Genomic DNA, 17767 nt, shown 5'->3' on the forward strand with positions numbered 1-17767 from the left:
TCGTCGTCCGCCGCCATCATGCCGCTGCCCTTGCCTACCCTGTTGCCCTGGATCGCCCTGTGCCTTGCAGCCGCCCTGCTGTGGCCGTCCGCCACCCGCCGGTATGCCCTGGTAGTGCTCGCGGTGGGCTACGCCTGGGGCTGGGCGCAGGGCGCACTGGACCCGATAGTGCTGTTGTGGCTGGCGCTGCTGCTGGCCGCGGGCTGGGCCGTGCGCGCCGCCGGGCCGTCATGGCGCCGCGCCACGGGACACGCGCTGTTCATGGCGCTGGCGGCCGGGCTGGGCCTGCACCTGCTACCCGGCTTCCATAACGCGCAGGCCATCGCGGCCGCCCGCTATACGGCCGACGCCGCGCCGTTCAGCATGTACCTGAACCTGGACAAACCGCTGCTGGCGTTCTGGGTGGTGCTGGCGGCAGCGCCGTCCATGGCCGGCGCCGATGCGGGCGCCACGCTGCGCGCCGCCCTGGCCGCGTGCGCGGCCGCCGCCGTGGCCTGCCTGGGCGTGGCGCTGGCCGTCGGCCTGGTGGGCTGGGCCCCCAAGTGGCCAGCCCAGGGCTGGCTGTGGCTGGCCAACAATGCCCTGCTGGTCACGCTGGCCGAAGAAGCGCTTTTTCGCGGCTACGTGCAGCAGCAACTGACGGCGCGCTGGGGCCACCACCGCGGCGGCGCGGTCCTGGCGATCGGGGCGGCGGCGCTGCTGTTCGGGCTAGCCCATCTGGCGGGCGGCGTGCAGTGGGTGGCGCTGGCAAGCCTGGCCGGCGTGGCCTATGGCGTTGCGTACCGATACGGCGGCCTGGCCGCGGCAGTGCTGGCCCACCTGGGGCTGAACACCTTGCATTTCGCCTGCTTCACTTACCCGATGCGCGCGGTGGCGGGCTAAGGCCGGCTGGCGCGAACGCGCCGGACGGCGCGGCCTACCCCTTGAGACTGTCGGCCCACTCGCGCGCCAGGTCGCGCCGCGCGCCCCGGTTGGCCAGCGCGGTCAGCAACATGGCGATGCATGCGCCGGTAGCGGCCAGGGCCATGTCTTTCTGCGCATCCCAGATGTCGCCCTGCATGCCCAGATAAGCCGCGCCCAGATCGCCGCCAAACAGCGACGCCGCGCCCCATTCGATCAGTTCGTACAACGCCGAGGTGGACAGCGCCACATCGAGCGGCAGCAGGTACCCCCAGAAGCCACGCACTTCGACCACACGCAGGAAGATCTCGCGGATCGGATAGGCGAACAGCAGGCCATACGAAAAATGCACCAGCCGGTCGAAGTGGTTGCGTTGCCAGCCCAGCGCCTCGTTGAGGCTGTGGCCGGTCAGGGCGCGCCACCAGTCGTCGTAGGGCACATTCGAATAGGTGTAGTGCGCGCCCACCGCATGCAGGCACAAGAACAGGAAAATCAGGGTGTACGACACGCGTGAAAACACGAACCAGCGCCGCGTCACCACCAGCACCGCGCCGAACAGCAGCACCAGCGCGTTTTCCAGCAGCCAGTCGCCGCGGTCGAACGGCCGGATGGCCAGCGCCACCCACAGCACGGCGTACAGGACGGCCAGCATGGCCAGGTAGGCATGGCGCGCGGAGGTTTTTTTCATGGCTCAGTCGTCGGTGATCTTGCCGCGCAACCGCTTGATTTCGCCGTGCAGCACCTTGCGCTGCACGCGGCGGCGCTGCGAGGCGCGGGTGGGACGCGTGGGCCGGCGCGGCCTGGCCGGACGCGCCACGGCGCGCACCATCTCGGCGAGCCGCTCGAGCGCCTCGCCGCGGTTCTTTTCCTGGCTGCGGAAGGCCTGCGCCTTGATCACGATGACGCCGTCCTTGGACACGCGGCGGTCGGGCAGCGCGCACAGCGCCTCTTTGATGTGCGCGGGCAGGCTGGAAGCACGCACGTCGAAACGCAGGTGAACGGCGCTGGACACCTTGTTGACGTTCTGGCCGCCGGCGCCCTGGGCGCGGATCATCCCGAACTCGATATCCCGCTCGTCCAGGTACAGGTCTTCTTGGATGTAATACATAGGCCGCCAGTCTACGCCAGCCGGCCCGCCGCCGCGACCCGCGCGGTGCCGGTAAAATGGCGGTTTGGACAGGGCCGGCCGCCAGGCCGCGGCCATCGCATGACTTACTCCACCAAAGAAATCTTCAAGACGCTGCAGGGCGAAGGCGCTCAGGCCGGCCGCGCGGCGGTGTTCTGCCGGTTCGCGGGGTGCAACCTGTGGTCGGGCCGCGAAGCCGACCGCGCTGGCGCCGTCTGCACGTTCTGCGATACCGACTTCGTCGGCACCGACGGCCCTGGCGGCGGCAAATTCGCCAGCGCGGCGCAGTTGGCCGACGCCATCGCGGCGGCCTGGGGCCCCGGCACGCAAGACCGCTACGTGGTGTTCACCGGCGGCGAGCCGCTGCTGCAGCTCGATGCCGCGCTGCTGCAAGCGGTGCACGGCCACGGCTTCACGGTGGCCATCGAAACCAACGGCACCCTGCCCGCGCCAGCTGGCATCGACTGGATCTGCGTCAGCCCCAAAGGCAGCGCGCGGGTGGTCATCGAGCGCGGCCACGAGCTCAAGCTGGTGTATCCGCAGGCCGAGGCCCGGCCCGAAGCCTATGCCCACCTCGATTTCCAGCATTTTTTCCTGCAGCCCATGGATGGCCCGGCGCGCGCCGCCAATACCCAGCAGGCCGTCCAGTACTGCATGCAGCATCCGCAATGGCGGCTCAGCCTGCAAACCCACAAATACATAGGCATTCCATGAACCACCCCCGCGCCGCGCGAGGCCGCCGATGATCTCGGTCACCCGCAGGCTGGAATTCGACGCCGGCCATCGCATTCCCGACCACCGCAGCCAGTGCCGCAACCTGCACGGCCACCGCTACGTGCTCGAAGTCACGCTGGAGGGCGACGTCGCCGACGCGCCCGGCGCGTCCCACAACGGCATGCTGATGGATTTTTCCGAAATCAAGGCCATTGCCAAACGCCACATCGTCGACCCCTGGGACCACGCCTTCCTGGTGTACCGCGACGACGCCGCCGTGCGCGGCTTCCTGGACACGCTGCCAGGCCACAAGACCGTGGTGCTCGACTGCATTCCCACGGCCGAGAACCTGGCGCGCGTCATCTTCGCCGCGCTGGCGCCGCACTACCACGGGCACTACGGCGCGCAGCTGCGCCTGTCGCGCGTACGGCTGTACGAAACCCCCAACTGCTGGGCCGACTGCAGCGGCTGATCTTTTAGCCCGCTAAAGGCCTTTTTCGCGCGTGGCCATCAGGTAATTCTCGGCGGCGCCGTCGTTCACGCTGGCCCACAGCAACTGGTCGGCGCGGAAAGCCCGCCACGAGGCCAGCACCTTGGCGAAGCCGGCATCCTTGGCGGCATAGCCGTCCAGCACTTCGCGGGTGGCGCGTTGCATGGCGTGCATCACTTCGGGCGGCCAGGCCTTCAGCTTGACGCCCTGCCCCACCAGCCGCTTGAGCGCCGGAATGTTGTTGGCGTCGTACTTGGCCAGCAGATCGTCGGCCGCGCAGGCGCTCGCCGCGCGCAAGGCTTCCTGGTAGCGCGGCGGCAGCTTGGCCCAGCTGTCGCGGTTGATGGCCAGGCACAGGCTGGCGCCCAGTTCCAGCACGCCCGGCCCATAGTAATAACTGGCCACCTTGGCGAAGCCGAGCTTTTCGTCGTCGTACGGCCCGACGAATTCCACCGCATCCAGCGAACCCTTTTCCAGCGCCGGGTAAATGTCGCTGCCGGCTACCTGCTGCGGAATCGCACCCAGCTTTTCGTAGACCATACTCAGCAGCCCTGGCGTGCGGATGCGCAGGCCCTTCAGATCGTCGGGGCTGTTGATCTCTTTGCGAAACCAGCCGCCCATCTGCGCGCCCGTATTGCCGCAAGGAATGGCCAGCGCATTAAAACGCGCGTACAGCCCGTCGATCAGTTCCTGCCCGCCGCCATGCAGCAGCCAGGCCGTGTGCTGGCGCGGCGTCAGGCCGAACGGCACGCCGGTGTCGAACACCAGCCCGGGCTCTTTGCCCAGGTAGTAAAAACCGGCAGTGTGGCCGCATTCGGTGGTGCCGTTCTGCACCGCGTCCAGCACCTGCAGGGGCGGCACCAGTTCGCCGGCCGAAAACGGCCGGATGCTGAACTTGCCGTCGGTCAGCGCGGCCACTTTCGCGGTCAGGAATTCGGCCGCGCCCCATACGGTGTCGAGCGAGCGCGGAAAGCTGCTGGGCATGCGCCAGTTGATGACGGGCGCCTCTTGCGCCACCGCGGGCGCGGCTAGCGCCGCCCCGCCGGCGCCGGCCAGGGTCAGGAAACGACGACGTTGCATGGCACGGCTCCTTATTCGATGCAGTCGGGCGCCTCGCGCAACGCGCGACGGGCGAAATAGGCAAACGTCAGCGCCAGGATCTTCGGCTTGACCAGGAAATCGTGCGACTCGCGCGCCAGTTCGGCGGGCACCGGCTTGACCGGGCCGATCGCGCGCGCGCGCAATTGCAGCGCGGCGACCTGCTCCAGCCAGATCGCCATGACCGTGGCTTCCTCGATCGACTTGCCGGCCGTGAGCATGCCGTGGTTGGCCAGCAGAATGGCGCGCTTGTCGCCCAGCGCCTCCGAGATGATCTCGCCTTCATCGTCGCCAATGGGCAGGCCCGGCCATTGCGGCAAATAGGCGCAGTCGTCAAAGAAAGGCGTGGCGTCCATGTGCGCCACCACCAGCGGCTCGCCCACCATCGACAACGCCGACACCGCCGGCGGATGCGTGTGCACGATGCACTGCACCTCGGGCCGGTGCCGGTACACCCAGGCGTGAAAGCGGTTGGCCGGGTTGGGCAAAGACTTGCCGTCCAGCGGATTGATGTCCTCGTCGATCAGGATCAGCTCGCTGGCACGCGCCTCATCGGCGCCCACGCCGAACGGCAGCGTCAGGATCGTACCCGGCGCCTCGCCACGCGCCGTAATCTGACCCGCAAGACCGCCGTGCCAGTGCCCTTGCGCGGCCAGCATGCGGCAGGCCAGCGCCATTTTCTGGGCGGCCGACCAGGCCGCCTGGGGAGCCGCGCGCTCTTCGATCTCGCGATCGACGCGGCGGCGCAGGACATCCTTGCCCTGGGAAATGTAATCAGACATCTTGATCATCCTGGTAATGGCCAAACAATATTGTTTTGTGTTGCCTTATAGGCAACTTGTTGCCCAACATACAAATAATTGTCCGGGCATTCAACGCGGGGAAACCCGCAGGCAGCCGCTGCCTCGGCCAGCCAAAAGTGGCATCATGCTGCCTTCGCTGTCTTGATCGCGCCCGTCCCATGCCGCCGAAACGTCTACCGCCGCCCCCTCCCGCCGCCCCCGACGCCCAGCAGGTAGGGCTGCGGATGCGGGCCACGCGGCGGCGCCGCAAGCTGACGCTGGCGCAGTTGTCGGCCCAGACCGGCCTGGACAAAGGCTTCCTGTCGCGTCTGGAACGCGGCGAGAAATTCGCCTCGGTGGGCTCCCTGCATACGGTGGCGGTCGCCCTGGGCACCACGTTGTCGGCGCTGCTCGGTGAAACCGACCCGCAAGACGAAATCCACATCGTGCGCGCCGACCAGCGCCACCGCATCGCATCGTCAGCCACCGATCCCGGCGAACACGCCTACGAGGCCATTACCATGGGCGGCACAAGCAGTGGCCTGTCGGTCATGGTGGTGCAGGTGGGCACCCATGGCGAACGCACCATCGCCCACCACGGCGGCGACGAACTGATCTTCGTGCTGGAGGGCCGCGTGCGCGTGCATTTCGGCGAACACACCGTGCTGCTCGAACGCGACGACAGCGTGCGCTTTCCCGGCTACCTGCCGCACAGCCTGCAAGCCGAAGGCCGCAAAACCGCCCGCGCGCTGATCATCATCGCAAGCGATTAACCCAAAACCCAGCCCGGCATCACCCCGATGCAACCGCCCGCCGCACCATAGAGCGCCTGGGCGCCCTTTGCATCAACCGCAGTCCCGCGCCATCCGCCCGACCCGGGGCGGGCGTTGGGCGGCGGGGCAGCTGCGCAGCAGGCCTCGGGCGCCTGCATGCGCCCGAGCCCGACGCACGTGCGCCGCCCCGGGTCGGGCGGATGGCGCGGGACTGCCCCAGCACTAGCCCCCCGGCACTAGCCCGAGCCTCACGCCCCCCCTGCCCCCAGGCCGCGCACACCTCACACAACTCCATATTGATAGGATACTAATGAATAGGATACAATCAAATCCATGAAACCCCCCTCCGACTCCCGCCTCATGGCCGCCACGGCCAGCCTGATGGTGCTCTCGCGCGCCTACCGCGGCGCCGCCGATGCCGCCCTGTCCGAATACGGCCTGTCGCAGGCCACGGCCTGGCCCGTGATCATCGCCGGCCGCCTGGGCGACGGCGTGCGCCAAGGCGCCCTGGCCGAAGCGCTGGGCGTCGAAGGCCCTTCCCTGGTGCGCGTCATCGACCACCTGGTGTCGGCCGGCCTGATGGAACGCCGCGAAGACCCGCACGACCGCCGCGCCCGCACCCTGCACCTTACGCCCGATGGCCAGGCCCTGCGCGAACGGGTCGAATGCGTGCTGGCCGCCTTGCGCCGTCAGTTGTTCAAAAACGTCAGCGACGCCGACCTGGAAGCCTGCCTGCGCGTCTTCGACACACTCAAGACCACCCTGGGCCGGCGTTCGGCCTTGGCCACCGAAGAAGAACGCAAGCCATGAAGCTGCCCGACAGCAACGAGCTGATCTTCTCGGCCAAGTGTTACGCGGGCGCCATTGTGGCGCTTTATCTTTCGTACACCATGGGGCTGTCGCGCCCCTTCTGGGCCATGACCACCGCCTACGTGGTGTCGCAGCCCTGGGCCGGCGCCGTGCGATCCAAGGCCGTGTTCCGCCTGGGCGGCACCTTCTTCGGCAGCGCGGCAATGGTGTACCTGGTGCCGCGGCTGTCCAACGCGCCCGAACTGATGATTCTGGCAATGGTGAGCTGGGTCGGCCTGTGCCTGTACATCGCGGTGCTCGACCGCACGCCGCGCTCGTACCTGTTCATGCTGGCGGGCTACACCGCCGCCATGATCGGTTTTCCCAGTGTCACCGATCCCGCCACCGTGTTCGACACTGCGCTGGCGCGCGTCGAGGAAATCAGCCTGGGCATCGTGTGCGCGACGCTGGCGCACAGCCTGGTGCTGCCGCGCGGCATCGCCAGGCCGTTGATGGCCCGGCTGGACGCCACGGTGCGCGACGCGCGCAACTGGATTCGCGAAACCCTCACCCGGCGCGACCCCGCGCAGCACGGCAAAGAGCGCCGGGCGCTGGCCGAAGACATCACGCTGCTGCGCATGCTGTCCACCCACGTGCCGTTCGATACCGGCAACATCCGCTGGACAACCGGGGCCGTGCGCGCCATGCAAGACCAGATGGCCGCCCTGACCCCGCTGGTGTCCGCGGTGGACGACCGCCTGCGCGCCCTGCAGGAAGGCGGGCGCGAGCTGCCCGAACCCGTGACGCAAGTGCTGAACGACATCGCCGCCTGGATCGACGCCGGCCCCCAGGCCGAGCGCGCCCAGGCGGCCACGCTGCGCGCCGAGCTGGCGCGGCTGGCGCCCGCCATCGGCCCGGGCGCCAGTTGGCGCGACGCGCTGCTGGCCAGCCTGTTGACGCGCCTGCGCGAACTGGTCGAAGCCTATGCGCGTTGCCTGGCGCTGCGCCACGACATCCATGCCGGCCTGGCGGGCGCGCCGCGCCACGGCGCGCGCACGGCCCGCCTGGCCGCAGGCCCCGTCCTGCATCGCGACCATGGCCTGGCCCTGCTGTCGGCCCTGTCAGCCGCGCTGGCCATATCGGTCTGCTGCATTTTCTGGATCGGCACGGCCTGGAGCAATGGCGCCACCGCCGCCATGATGGCCGCCATCTTCAGCTGCTTCTTCGCCGCGCAGGACAATCCCGTGCCCGGCATCATGCTGTTCCTGCGCTACACCATCTATTCGATCCCGCTGTCGGCCCTGTACCTGCTGGGCATCATGCCCGCCATTCACTCATTCGAAATGCTGGCGCTGTCGATCCTGCCAGTGGCGCTGGTGCTGGGCGCGCTGATCCCGCGGCCGGCGCACACCGGCAAGGCCATGGCGCTGCTGTTCGGCTTCCTGGGCACGCTGGCGCTGCACGACACCAACACCGCCGACCTGGTGTCGTTCATCGACACCATGGCCGCGCAGATCATCGGCGTGGCCATGGCCGCGCTCATCGCGGCGATTTTCCGCACCATCAGCGCCGAGCAGAGCGCGCGCCGCATCCAGGCGGCCAATTGGAAAGAGCTGGCCGCGCTGGCCAGCGCCAGCCGCGCGCCTTCGCGCTCGGCCTATACGCTGCGCATGCTCGATCGCATCGGCCTGCTGCAGCCGCGCCTGGCGCTGGCCAGGCGTTCCGACGACCAACTGGCCGCCGACACGCTGAAAGACCTGCGCGTGGGCAACGACATCGCCGAGCTGCAGCGCGCGCGGCGCATTCTGCCGGCCGCCGAAGCCGCTATCGGCCCCGTGCTGGGCGGGCTGGCGGGGCTTTTCCGGCGGCGCCTGGCCGGCGGCAGCGGCGCCACCGGCTTGCCCGCCCTGCTGGCCGACATCGACCGCGCGCTGGCGCGCGTGACGGCCGCGCCCGGCGCCCTGGCCGCGCGCGACCGCGCCGTGGTGGCGCTGGTGGGCATCCGCCGCGCCCTGTTCCCGCAAGCCCCCGACTACCGGCCCGACGTACTGCCGCCGGCGCACGCATCATGATTGGCGAATTCAATTTCTACGGCATTTATTTCCCCTGGCTGCTGATGCTGGGGCTGGCCACGCTGGGTGTGGCCTGGGCCGTTCGGCGCCTGCTGGCGCGCGCCGGCTTCTACCGGCTGGTGTGGCATCCGGCGCTGTTCGATGCCGCCCTCTATGTCGTGCTGTTGTACGGCGTCTACCTGATTTCACCTTACGTACTGAAGTAGCACCATGAACATCCTCAATACGCTGCGCCGCCCTGTCGTGGGCAAGTTTTTCGTGACGGCGCTGACCGTCTGCGCGGCGGTCTATGCCGGCTGGCAATTATGGACGCACTACGAAGTCGAGCCCTGGACGCGCGACGGGCGCGTCAAGGCCTACGTCGTGCAGGTCGCCCCTGATGTGTCCGGCCTGGTGACCGCCGTGCCGGTGCACGACAATCAAGACGTCAAGGCCGGCGACGTGCTGTTCGAAATCGACCGCGCCCGCTTCCAGCTGGCTTACGACCAGGCCCAGGCCGCGGTACGCGCGCGGCAGGTGGCGCGCGACCAGGCCGCGCGCGATGCGCGCCGCAACCGTTCGCTGGGCAAGCTGGTGTCGGCCGAAGCGCTCGAACAAAGCCAGGCGCGCCTGCAGCAGGCCGAAGCCGCGCTGGCCGAGGCCGAAGTGCAGCGCGCGACCGCCAGGTTGAATCTGGCGCGCAGCCGGGTGGTGGCGCCCACCGACGGACGCGTCACCAACCTGGACCTGCGCGTCGGCTCGTACGCTACCGCGGCGCACGCGGTCATGGCCCTGGTCGATGCCAGCTCGTTCTACGTAGAAGGCTATTTCGAAGAAACCAAGCTGGCGCAGATCCATGAAGGCGACGCAGTCTCGGTCACGCTGATGGGCGACTCGCGCCAGATCCATGGCCATGTGCAGAGCATCGCCCTGGGCATCGCCGACCGCGACCGCGGCACCGGGGCCAATCTGCTGCCCAACGTCAACCCGACCTTCAACTGGGTGCGGCTGGCGCAGCGCATTCCCGTGCGCGTGCAGATCGACGAAGTACCCAAGGGAGTGCGGCTGGTGGCCGGCCAGACCGCCACGGTGGAGATCAACGCATCATGAACATCCGCCGCCTTCGCATGTTGCCGCTGGGTGTGGCGCTGGCGCTGGCCGGCTGCGCCGCCGTCGGCCCCGATTACCGCGTACCTGACGGCGCCGCCGTCAACCGGCCCACTGCGTCAGCCGGCTTCCAGCAGGCCCGCGCAACGGCCTTCCGGCAGGATGCCGTGCCCGGCGCCTGGTGGCGGCTGTATCGAGACCCCACGCTGGACGCGCTGGTCGGCCAGGCATTGCAGGCCAATACCGACCTGCGCATCGCCGCCGCCAATCTGCAGCGGGCCCAGGCCGCCACGCGCGAGGCGCGCGGACAGCAACAGCCCATGCTGGGCGTGAACGCCACGCCCACCTTCGGACATGTCTCGGGCGTGCAGGCTGGCGCGCCCGACGCGCGGCCGCCCGACAGCTGGTCATATTCCGGCGGCATCAGCGTAGCCTACCAGGCAGATTTGTTCGGCCAGATCCGCCGCGCCATCGAGGCCGCGTCCGGCGACGAGCAGGCGGCCCAGGCGGCCTACGATGCCGCGCGCGTGACGGTGGCGGCCGAAACGGCGCACGCCTATGCCGACATCTGCGCGGCCGGCATGCAACTGGCCTCGGCCCGGCATTCGGTGCAGGTGCAGCGCGATTCGCTCGACGCCGTGCAGCGCCTGCAGCAGGCAGGCCGCGGCACCATGCTCGATGTCACGCGCGCGCGCAGCCAGCTGGAGCAACTGCAGGCCGACCTGCCGCCGTTCCAGGCCAGCCAGCGCACCGCCCTGTATCGCCTGGCTGCCCTTACCGGCCACACGCCCGCGGAAATGCCCGCGGCGCTGCTCGACTGCGCCCGGCCGCCGCGGCTGGCGCAGCCCATCCCGGTGGGCGACGGCGCGGCGCTGCTGCGCCGCCGGCCCGATGTCCGCCAGGCCGAGCGCGCGCTGGCGGCCGCCACGGCCCGCATCGGCGTGGCGACGGCCGAGCTGTACCCCACCATCACGCTCGGGCTGTCCGGCGGCTCGGCCGGCCCTGCCGCCATCGCAGGCGAACGCGGCACATTCAGCTGGAGCATCGGGCCGCTGATTTCCTGGACCCTGCCCAATACAGGCGCCGCGCAGGCGCGCATTGCCCAGGCCCGCGCGGACGCCGGCGCCGCGCTGGCGCGCTTCGACGCCACGGTGCTGGGCGCCCTGCGCGAAACCGAAAGCGCGCTGGTGACATATGCGCGGCAACTCGACCGCGAGGCCACGCTGCAGGCGGCGCGCGACCAGAGCGCGCTGGCCGCCGCCCAGGCCCGGCAATTGTTCGCGGCCGGCAAGACCGATTACCTGACAGTGCTGGATGCCCAGCGCACGCTGGCCGGCACGGAAAGCGCGCTGGCGGCGTCGCAGGCGGCGCTGAGTTCCGACCAGATCGCCCTGTTCCTGGCGCTGGGCGGCGGCTGGCAGGACACGCCGGCCAGCACGGCCGATGCGGCCGCCGCAAGCCGCGCGCCGCGCGCGCCCGGCGTCTAGGGCAGGTTCAAAGAGGGCCGCGCGGGTTTCAGTGCAGCGTCGAGCCCTGCGGCGGCGCCTGGTTCAGGCCCAGCGCCGCTTCCCAGCTGCGCAGCGGCACGCAGGTCTGCAGGCGCTCGATGGCGCGCTGCACCAGGGCCGGGTGCAGGACGTGTCCGACGCGGCTGGCCACATCGATGGTGGCATCGCCATGCAGGGCATCCAGCCGCGCCTGGGCCGCCTGGGCGTGCGAGACGGCCATCACGGCGTCATCGGCGCCGTGCAGCAGATGAATGGTGGTGTATTGGGGCGCGCTCTTGGGCAATTGCGCATAGCGTCCCGAGAAGGCCAGCACCCGCCCGGCCAGGCCGTCATGGGCCTGCACCGCTTCGAGCGCCATGATGGCCCCCTGTGAAAACCCCGCCAGCGCGGTATCGGACTGCAGCAGCCCCAGGCGCGCCTGCGCGGCGCGAATGTAGTCGACCAGCGCCGGCAAGGCGCGCGCCACGCGCCCGGGGCGGTTGTCGTCGTCGACGCCCTGCACGGAAAACCATTGCCGCCCGCCGCCGGCGCCATCGGCCGGCTCGAACCCGGCCGGCGCCAGGATGGCGGCCTGCGGGAAGGCGGCGCGCAGGGCCTGCGCCAGCGGCTGCAGATCGTGCGGCGAGCCGCCCACCCCGTGCAGCAGGATGAACAGTTGCTTGATCTCGATGCCGGGGTCGGGCAGGAACTCTAAGGCGGTGGCAGTGGCGGTGGACATTGGGCGGGGCTGGCTGGCGTTCTAGGGCGGGTCGGTCATTGTAGATCTTGGATCCGGGGAGCTTGCTCGAGGGCGGGAGTTGGATCGGGTTCTTGCGGCGTCCCGGGCCGTTGGGGCAGGCAGGGGGCGGCGCGTTGGGCGGGGCAGTCTGCGTAAGCAGACCTCGGGCGCCTGGATGCGCCCGAGCCCGCCGCACGGGCGCCGCCCCCTGCCTGCCCCAACGACCCGGGACTCGGCGGAGATGGACTCGGGCCATGAGGGCCTACGCGGCTCGTGTTGGTTCAGGCCATGGGAGCTTAAATACTGTATATTTGTACAGTATAAATTCAGATCAGCCATGCTATCCCCCGAACACATCCACCCTGCCCTCTGGCGCGCCACGCAGTTGGCCCGAAGTGCCGAGCGCGGCGTTCCCACCGGCCATGCCGCACTGTCGGCGCTGCTGCCGGGCGGCGGCTGGCCGCCCGGCGCGCTGGTGGAACTGCTGGCCCCGCATCCCGGCATCGGCGAAATCCGCCTGCTGCAGCCGGCCCTGGCCCAGCTCGACAGCCGTCATGCCATCGCGCTGGTGCAGCCGCCCCATGTGCCGCACCTGGCCTGCTGGCAAAGCTGGCGCCTGGCGCCCCGCCAGTTGCTGTGGGTCGCTCCCGAACGCCCCGCCGACGCCCTGTGGGCCGCCGAGCAAATTCTCAAGCACGGCAGTTGCGGGGCCTTGCTCTGCTGGCTGCCCAAGGCGCGGCCCGAGGCCTTGCGCCGCCTGCACCTGGCTGCCCAGGGCGGCAGCACGCTGTGTTTTGCCCTGCGTCCCGCCACGGCGGCGCAGCAGGCCTCGCCCGCTCCCTTGCGGCTGGCGCTGGCGCCGGCCCCGGGCGGGCTGTCCGTTCATATCCTGAAGCGGCGCGGCCCCGCCTGCGCCGAACCCCTGCACATCGTTTTCGAAACCGCCACGCCGCCGGTTTCCGCGCCACCCCGCCATGCCCCTCTGGATCGCCGCCTTCCTGCGCTGCCTGCCGCTCGACGCCGCACGCCCGCAATGGCCTCATGACGCGGCCTTCGCGGTGCTGGAACAAGAGCGCATCGCCGCCCTCACGCCGGCCGCCGCGGCCGCCGGGCTGCAGCCCGGCATGCGGCGCGCCGGCGCGGCGGCCCTGGCGCCGGCCATCGCCCTGCTGGCGCGCGACGTGCCGGCCGAGCATCGCATCCTGCGCGAAGCGGCGCTGGCGCTGCTGCAATACACGCCCGACATCGCGCTGGCCGAACCCGACGCCGTGCTGCTGCAGGTCGATGCCAGCCTGGCGTATTTCGGCGGCCCGCGCGCGTTGCACAAGCGGGTGGCCGCCACGCTGCGCGCCATGGGCCTGCACGCCTCGCTGGGCCTGGCTCCCACGGCTCAGGGTGCCTGGCTGCTGGCGCGCCAGGCCGTCCCGCGGGCGCCGCGCCGCGTGCTGCAAGCCCGCACGCTGGCGCGCCGGCTCGATGCCCTGCCCTGTGCCCTGCTGCCCAGCGCCCAGGCGCGCCTGGACTGGCTGCACGATATTGGCTGCCATACCCTGGGCGCGCTGCGCCGCCTGCCGCGCGCCGGACTGCAGCGGCGCTGCGGCACCGGACTGGTCCGGGCGCTGGACGCCGCCTATGGCGACGCGGCCGAATGCCACGCCTGGATCCAACCGCCCGCGCGCTTTCGGCAACGGCTCGAACTGCCCGACTACATCGAACACGCCGACGCCGTGCTGGCCTCGGCGCGCCGCCTGCTCGAACAGCTCTGCGGCTGGCTGGCGGCGCGGCAGCGCGCCGTGCAGCATTTGACGCTGGTGCTGGAACACGAGCGCGGCCGGCACGCGCGCCCGCCCACCGTGCTGCCCCTCAGCCTGGCCCAGCCGGCCTGGCAGCAGCCGCACTTGCTGGGCTTGCTGCGCGAAAAGCTCGGCCGCCTGCAACTCGAAGCGCCGGTCATCTCCCTGGTGCTGCGCGTGACGGGCACAGTCGAACAGCCCGCCGCCAGCACCTGCCTGTTTCCCGAGCCCGGCGGCACGCCGGCCGAACACGCGCGGCTGCTCGACCTGCTCAGCGCCCGGCTGGGCCGCGAGCGGGTCTTGCATGCGCGGCCGGTGGCCGACCATCGCCCCGAATTCGCCAATGGCTGGCAAGCGGCTCAAGACGGCTCCGGCGGCCAGGCTCCCTTGCCCGGGCCGCTCGATCGTCCGTTCTGGCTGCTGGACCCGCCCCTGCCGTTGCGGGTCATACACCATCGTCCCGTTCATGCCGGCCAGCCTCTGCGCCTGGTGCGGGGCCCCGAGCGCATCGAAAGCGGTTGGTGGGACGCCGCCCTGACGGTGCGCGACTACTTCGTGGCCGAAGACGCCGCCGCGGCGCGCTACTGGATCTACCGCGAGCGCGACACCGAGCACGCCCGCTGGTTCCTGCACGGACGCTACGCCTAGGGCCGGCTCGCACCGGAACAAGCCGCCACGCATTCCCCCATGTCATCCGCCATGCCGTCCGCCATATCGTCCACCCCCTCATCGGCCCTGCTGCCGGCCTATGCCGAGCTTCAGTGCCTGTCCAATTTCTCGTTCCTGCAGGGCGCCTCCCGCCCGGAAGAACTGGTCGCACAGGCCGCGCAACTGGGCTACGCCGCGCTGGCCATCACCGACGAATGCTCGCTGGCGGGCGTGGTGCGCGCGCACGTGGCGGCCAAGTCCTGCGAACTGCCGCTCATCATCGGCAGCACCCTGGCCCTGCAAGGCAGCGCCGATGCGCCCGGCCCGACCCTGGTGCTGCTTGCGCAGAATCGCGAAGGCTACGGCAACCTGTCGGAGCTGATCACGCTGGGCCGTTCGCGCGCGCCCAAAGGCCAATACCGCTTATGCGCGGATGACATCGCCGCGCCCGGCCCCGGCCATGCGCATCTGCGCGGCGTGCCCGATTGCCTGGCCATCCTGGCGCCGCCCGATAGCATCGATGCCGACACACTGGCCCGGCAGGCGGCCTGGCTGGCGCGCACGTTCCCGGGGCGCGCCTGGGTCGGACTGACCTTGCTGCATCGCGCGCGCGACGACCTGCACCGCGCCGCCGTGCAGCAGGCCGCGCAGGCCGCCGCCCTGCCCATGGTGGCGCTGGGCCGGGTGCAAATGCATCTGCGTTCGCGCAAGCCGCTGCACGACACGCTGGCGGCCATACGCAGCAAACGCAGCGTGGCGCAATGCGGCTACGACCTGCAGGCCAATGCCGAACAGCACCTGCGCACCCGCCTGCGGCTGGCGTCGCTGTATCCGGCCGATGCCCTGGCGCAAACCCTGGTCATCGCGCAACGCTGCAGTTTTTCGCTGGATACGCTGCGCTACGAATACCCCGACGAAATCGTGCCGGCCGGCGAAACGCCCGCCAGCTACCTGCGCCGCGAAGTCTATGCTGGCGCCCGCGGCCGCTACCACGGCGATGTTCCCGCATCCGTGACCGCCCAGATCGAAAAAGAACTCACGCTGATCACCGAACTGAAATACGAGCCCTATTTCCTGACTGTCTACGACATCGTGCAGGAAGCCCGCCGCCGCAACATCCTGTGCCAGGGGCGCGGCTCGGCGGCCAATTCGGTGGTCTGCTATTGCCTGGGCATCACCGCGGTGGCCCCCGAGCAAAGCAAAGCCCTGTTCGAACGCTTCATCAGCAAAGAACGCCGCGAGCCGCCCGACATCGACGTCGACTTCGAACACCAGCGCCGCGAAGAAATCATTCAATATATCTACGACAAATACGGGCGGCACCGCGCCGCGCTGACCGGCGTGGTCATCACGTACCGTCCGCGCAGCGTGCTGCGCGACACCGGCCGCGCGCTGGGTGTCGACCTGGGCATCATCGATGCCGTGGCGCGCGCCCATCAGTGGTGGGACGGCCGGCAGGCCATGCTGCGCACGCTGGGCAACTGCGGCCTGGACCCGGACTCCCGCGTGGCGCGGCACTGGGCCGTGCTGGCCGAGACCCTGATCGGTTTTCCACGCCACTTGTCGCAGCATCCGGGCGGTTTTGTGATTTCGCGCGGCAACCTGGCGCGCCTGGTGCCCATCGAAAACGCCGCCATGCCCGACCGCAGCGTGGTGCAATGGGACAAAGACGATCTCGATGCCCTGGGTCTGCTCAAGGTGGACATCCTGGCGCTGGGCATGCTGTCGGTGCTGCACCGCGCCCTGGATCTCACCGCGCAGCGGCGCGGCCAGCCGCTGGCGCTGCATGAAATTCCGCAAGACGACGAAGCTACCTACGACATGATCTGCGACGCCGATACCGTCGGCGTCTTCCAGATCGAGTCGCGCGCGCAGATGAGCATGCTGCCCCGCCTGCGGCCGCGCGAATACTACGACCTGGTCGTGCAGGTGGCCATCGTGCGGCCCGGCCCGATCCAGGGCGGCATGGTGCACCCCTACCTGAAGCGCCGGCAGGGCCTGGAAGACGAAACCTACCCCAGCGAAGCCGTGCGCGGCGTGCTGTCGCGCACCAAGGGCGTGCCCATCTTCCAGGAACAGGTCATGCAGATCGCCATGGTGGCGGCCGGCTTCAGCGCGGGCGAAGCCGATGAGCTGCGGCGTTCGATGGCCGCCTGGAAACGCAAGGGCGGCATCGACAAATACACCGACAAGCTGGTCGCCGGCCTGCTGAAAAACAATTACAGCGCCGAGTTCGCCGCGGCCATCATCCGCCAGATCGAAGGCTTCGGCGAATACGGTTTTCCGGAAAGCCACGCGGCCAGCTTCGCGCTGCTGGCGTACGCCAGTTCCTGGCTCAAGCGCCACGAACCCGAAGCGTTCCTGGCGGCGCTGCTCAATTCACAACCCATGGGTTTTTATGCGCCCGCCCAGCTGGTGCAGGACGCGCGCCGCCACGGCGTCGTCGTGCTGCCGGCCGACGCCGCCGTCAGCTGCTGGGAGGCTGCCCTGGAAAACCTGCCCGCGCCCCCCGGCCAACCCCCGGCACGCCCCGCCGTGCGGCTGGGCCTGAACCAGGTGCAGGGCCTGTCGGAAGACGCGGGCCGCCGCATCGAACAGGCGCGCGCCGCGCGGCCATACACCGACACGCGCGACCTGGGCCGGCGCGCCGCGCTCAGCCGCCACGAACTCGACGCGCTGGCCGCCGCCGACGCCCTGCGCAGCCTGGCCGGACACCGCCGCCTGGCCAGCTGGGAAGCCAGCGCCAGCGTGGCCCACCGCGACCTGCTGCGCGATGCCGACGTAGCCGAAGCCGCCACGCCCGTCCTGCCGGCGCCCACCGAAGGGCAATCCATTTCCGCCGATTACCGCAGCCTGCGCCTGACACTGCGGCGCCATCCCGTGGCCCTGCTGCGCCCGCGCCTGCGGGCCCTGCGCTTCGAAACCGCCGCCGTGCTGCGCCACTACCCCGACCGCCGCCTGGCGCGCGCCTGCGGGCTGGTCACCGTGCGCCAGCGGCCGCAAACCGCCAAGGGCACCATCTTCGTCACCCTGGAAGACGAAACCGGGCCGGTCAACGTGGTGGTGCGCAACGAACTGATCGAGCGCCAGCGCCGCGAACTGCTGGGCGCCACGCTGCTGGGGGTATACGGCACCTGGCAAAGCGCCTCGGGCGTGCACCACCTGATCGCGCAGCGGCTGGTGGATTTGTCGGCGCTATTGGGCGGGCTGCCGGCACGCAGCCGTAACTTCCATTAAGTGCGCCCACCAAGCGCGTCCACCAAGTGCGCC

At 70.1% G+C, this 17767-nt stretch carries 17 protein-coding genes; 12 read left to right on the forward strand and 5 right to left on the reverse strand.

Going from position 1 to position 17767, the window contains the following annotated elements; all coding sequences use genetic code 11:
* Positions 1-18: 18 nt before the first annotated feature.
* On the forward strand, positions 19-882 hold the full coding sequence (locus BPET_RS13130) for a CPBP family intramembrane glutamic endopeptidase (protein ID WP_012249507.1): 864 nt from the start codon (positions 19-21) through the stop codon (positions 880-882).
* A 34-nt stretch (positions 883-916) separates the two neighbouring features.
* On the opposite strand, the gene BPET_RS13135 is transcribed toward BPET_RS13130, so the two are convergent.
* Together BPET_RS13135 and arfB are read right to left on the reverse strand one after the other, a co-directional pair.
* Positions 917-1588, reverse strand: a complete 672-nt coding sequence (locus BPET_RS13135; RefSeq protein ID WP_012249509.1) for a DUF2238 domain-containing protein — start codon at positions 1586-1588, stop codon at positions 917-919.
* Positions 1589-1591: 3 nt separating this feature from the next.
* Positions 1592-2008 carry an alternative ribosome rescue aminoacyl-tRNA hydrolase ArfB gene (arfB, locus tag BPET_RS13140; protein WP_041863934.1) on the reverse strand — a complete coding sequence of 139 codons (417 nt, stop codon included), beginning with the start codon at positions 2006-2008 and terminating at the stop codon, positions 1592-1594.
* Between the two features lie 99 nt (positions 2009-2107).
* Here arfB and queE point away from each other — a divergent pair, with 99 nt between their 5' ends.
* Both queE and queD read left to right on the forward strand, forming a co-directional pair.
* A complete protein-coding gene (gene queE, locus BPET_RS13145; protein WP_041862887.1) occupies positions 2108-2740 on the forward strand; it encodes a 7-carboxy-7-deazaguanine synthase in 633 nt (210 codons plus the stop codon).
* Positions 2741-2768: 28 nt separating this feature from the next.
* Positions 2769-3212 (forward strand): 6-carboxytetrahydropterin synthase QueD, encoded by a 444-nt coding sequence (gene queD / locus BPET_RS13150; protein WP_012249510.1) that lies wholly within the window; start codon positions 2769-2771, stop codon positions 3210-3212.
* A 12-nt stretch (positions 3213-3224) separates the two neighbouring features.
* Here queD and BPET_RS13155 read toward each other — a convergent pair whose 3' ends face one another.
* Together BPET_RS13155 and BPET_RS13160 are read right to left on the reverse strand one after the other, a co-directional pair.
* Positions 3225-4310 carry a TRAP transporter substrate-binding protein gene (locus tag BPET_RS13155; RefSeq protein ID WP_012249511.1) on the reverse strand — a complete coding sequence of 362 codons (1086 nt, stop codon included), beginning with the start codon at positions 4308-4310 and terminating at the stop codon, positions 3225-3227.
* A gap of 11 nt (positions 4311-4321) precedes the next feature.
* Positions 4322-5110, reverse strand: coding sequence for an aldolase (locus BPET_RS13160; RefSeq protein ID WP_012249512.1), 789 nt, complete (start codon positions 5108-5110; stop codon positions 4322-4324).
* A 179-nt stretch (positions 5111-5289) separates the two neighbouring features.
* Here BPET_RS13160 and BPET_RS13165 point away from each other — a divergent pair, with 179 nt between their 5' ends.
* From BPET_RS13165 to BPET_RS13190, 6 genes are all read left to right on the forward strand, one after another.
* A complete protein-coding gene (locus tag BPET_RS13165) occupies positions 5290-5883 on the forward strand; it encodes a helix-turn-helix domain-containing protein (RefSeq protein ID WP_041862888.1) in 594 nt (197 codons plus the stop codon).
* Positions 5884-6216: 333 nt separating this feature from the next.
* Positions 6217-6693 carry a MarR family winged helix-turn-helix transcriptional regulator gene (locus BPET_RS13170; RefSeq protein ID WP_012249514.1) on the forward strand — a complete coding sequence of 159 codons (477 nt, stop codon included), beginning with the start codon at positions 6217-6219 and terminating at the stop codon, positions 6691-6693.
* A complete protein-coding gene (locus tag BPET_RS13175) occupies positions 6690-8744 on the forward strand; it encodes an FUSC family protein (RefSeq protein WP_012249515.1) in 2055 nt (684 codons plus the stop codon). Before BPET_RS13170 ends, BPET_RS13175 begins: the two co-directional genes overlap by 4 nt.
* Positions 8741-8950: a DUF1656 domain-containing protein gene (locus tag BPET_RS13180; RefSeq protein ID WP_012249516.1), complete on the forward strand. Its 210-nt coding sequence runs from the start codon at positions 8741-8743 to the stop codon at positions 8948-8950. The genes BPET_RS13175 and BPET_RS13180 overlap by 4 nt, the downstream gene beginning before the upstream one ends.
* Positions 8951-8954: 4 nt before the next feature.
* The gene (locus BPET_RS13185) at positions 8955-9833 is read left to right on the forward strand and encodes an efflux RND transporter periplasmic adaptor subunit (RefSeq protein WP_012249517.1); all 879 of its coding nucleotides are present in this window, start codon (positions 8955-8957) and stop codon (positions 9831-9833) included.
* Positions 9830-11317: an efflux transporter outer membrane subunit gene (locus tag BPET_RS13190; RefSeq protein ID WP_012249518.1), complete on the forward strand. Its 1488-nt coding sequence runs from the start codon at positions 9830-9832 to the stop codon at positions 11315-11317. The genes BPET_RS13185 and BPET_RS13190 overlap by 4 nt, the downstream gene beginning before the upstream one ends.
* Before the next feature lie 28 nt (positions 11318-11345).
* On the opposite strand, the gene ypfH is transcribed toward BPET_RS13190, so the two are convergent.
* Entirely contained in the window at positions 11346-12056 is a 711-nt protein-coding gene (ypfH, locus tag BPET_RS13195; RefSeq protein ID WP_012249519.1) for an esterase, read from the reverse strand.
* Between the two features lie 337 nt (positions 12057-12393).
* Here ypfH and imuA point away from each other — a divergent pair, with 337 nt between their 5' ends.
* From imuA to BPET_RS13210, 3 genes are read left to right on the forward strand one after another with little or no spacing between them, the layout of a single operon-like run.
* Positions 12394-13101 (forward strand): translesion DNA synthesis-associated protein ImuA, encoded by a 708-nt coding sequence (gene imuA / locus BPET_RS13200; protein ID WP_041862889.1) that lies wholly within the window; start codon positions 12394-12396, stop codon positions 13099-13101.
* Positions 13031-14497: a Y-family DNA polymerase gene (locus BPET_RS13205; RefSeq protein ID WP_012249521.1), complete on the forward strand. Its 1467-nt coding sequence runs from the start codon at positions 13031-13033 to the stop codon at positions 14495-14497. The genes imuA and BPET_RS13205 overlap by 71 nt, the downstream gene beginning before the upstream one ends.
* Positions 14498-14536: 39 nt before the next feature.
* Positions 14537-17734, forward strand: a complete 3198-nt coding sequence (locus tag BPET_RS13210) for an error-prone DNA polymerase (RefSeq protein WP_012249522.1) — start codon at positions 14537-14539, stop codon at positions 17732-17734.
* Positions 17735-17767: the final 33 nt, after the last annotated feature.

The organism is Bordetella petrii (genome assembly GCF_000067205.1).
In the GTDB taxonomy this organism is placed as follows: domain Bacteria; phylum Pseudomonadota; class Gammaproteobacteria; order Burkholderiales; family Burkholderiaceae_B; genus Bordetella_A; species Bordetella_A petrii.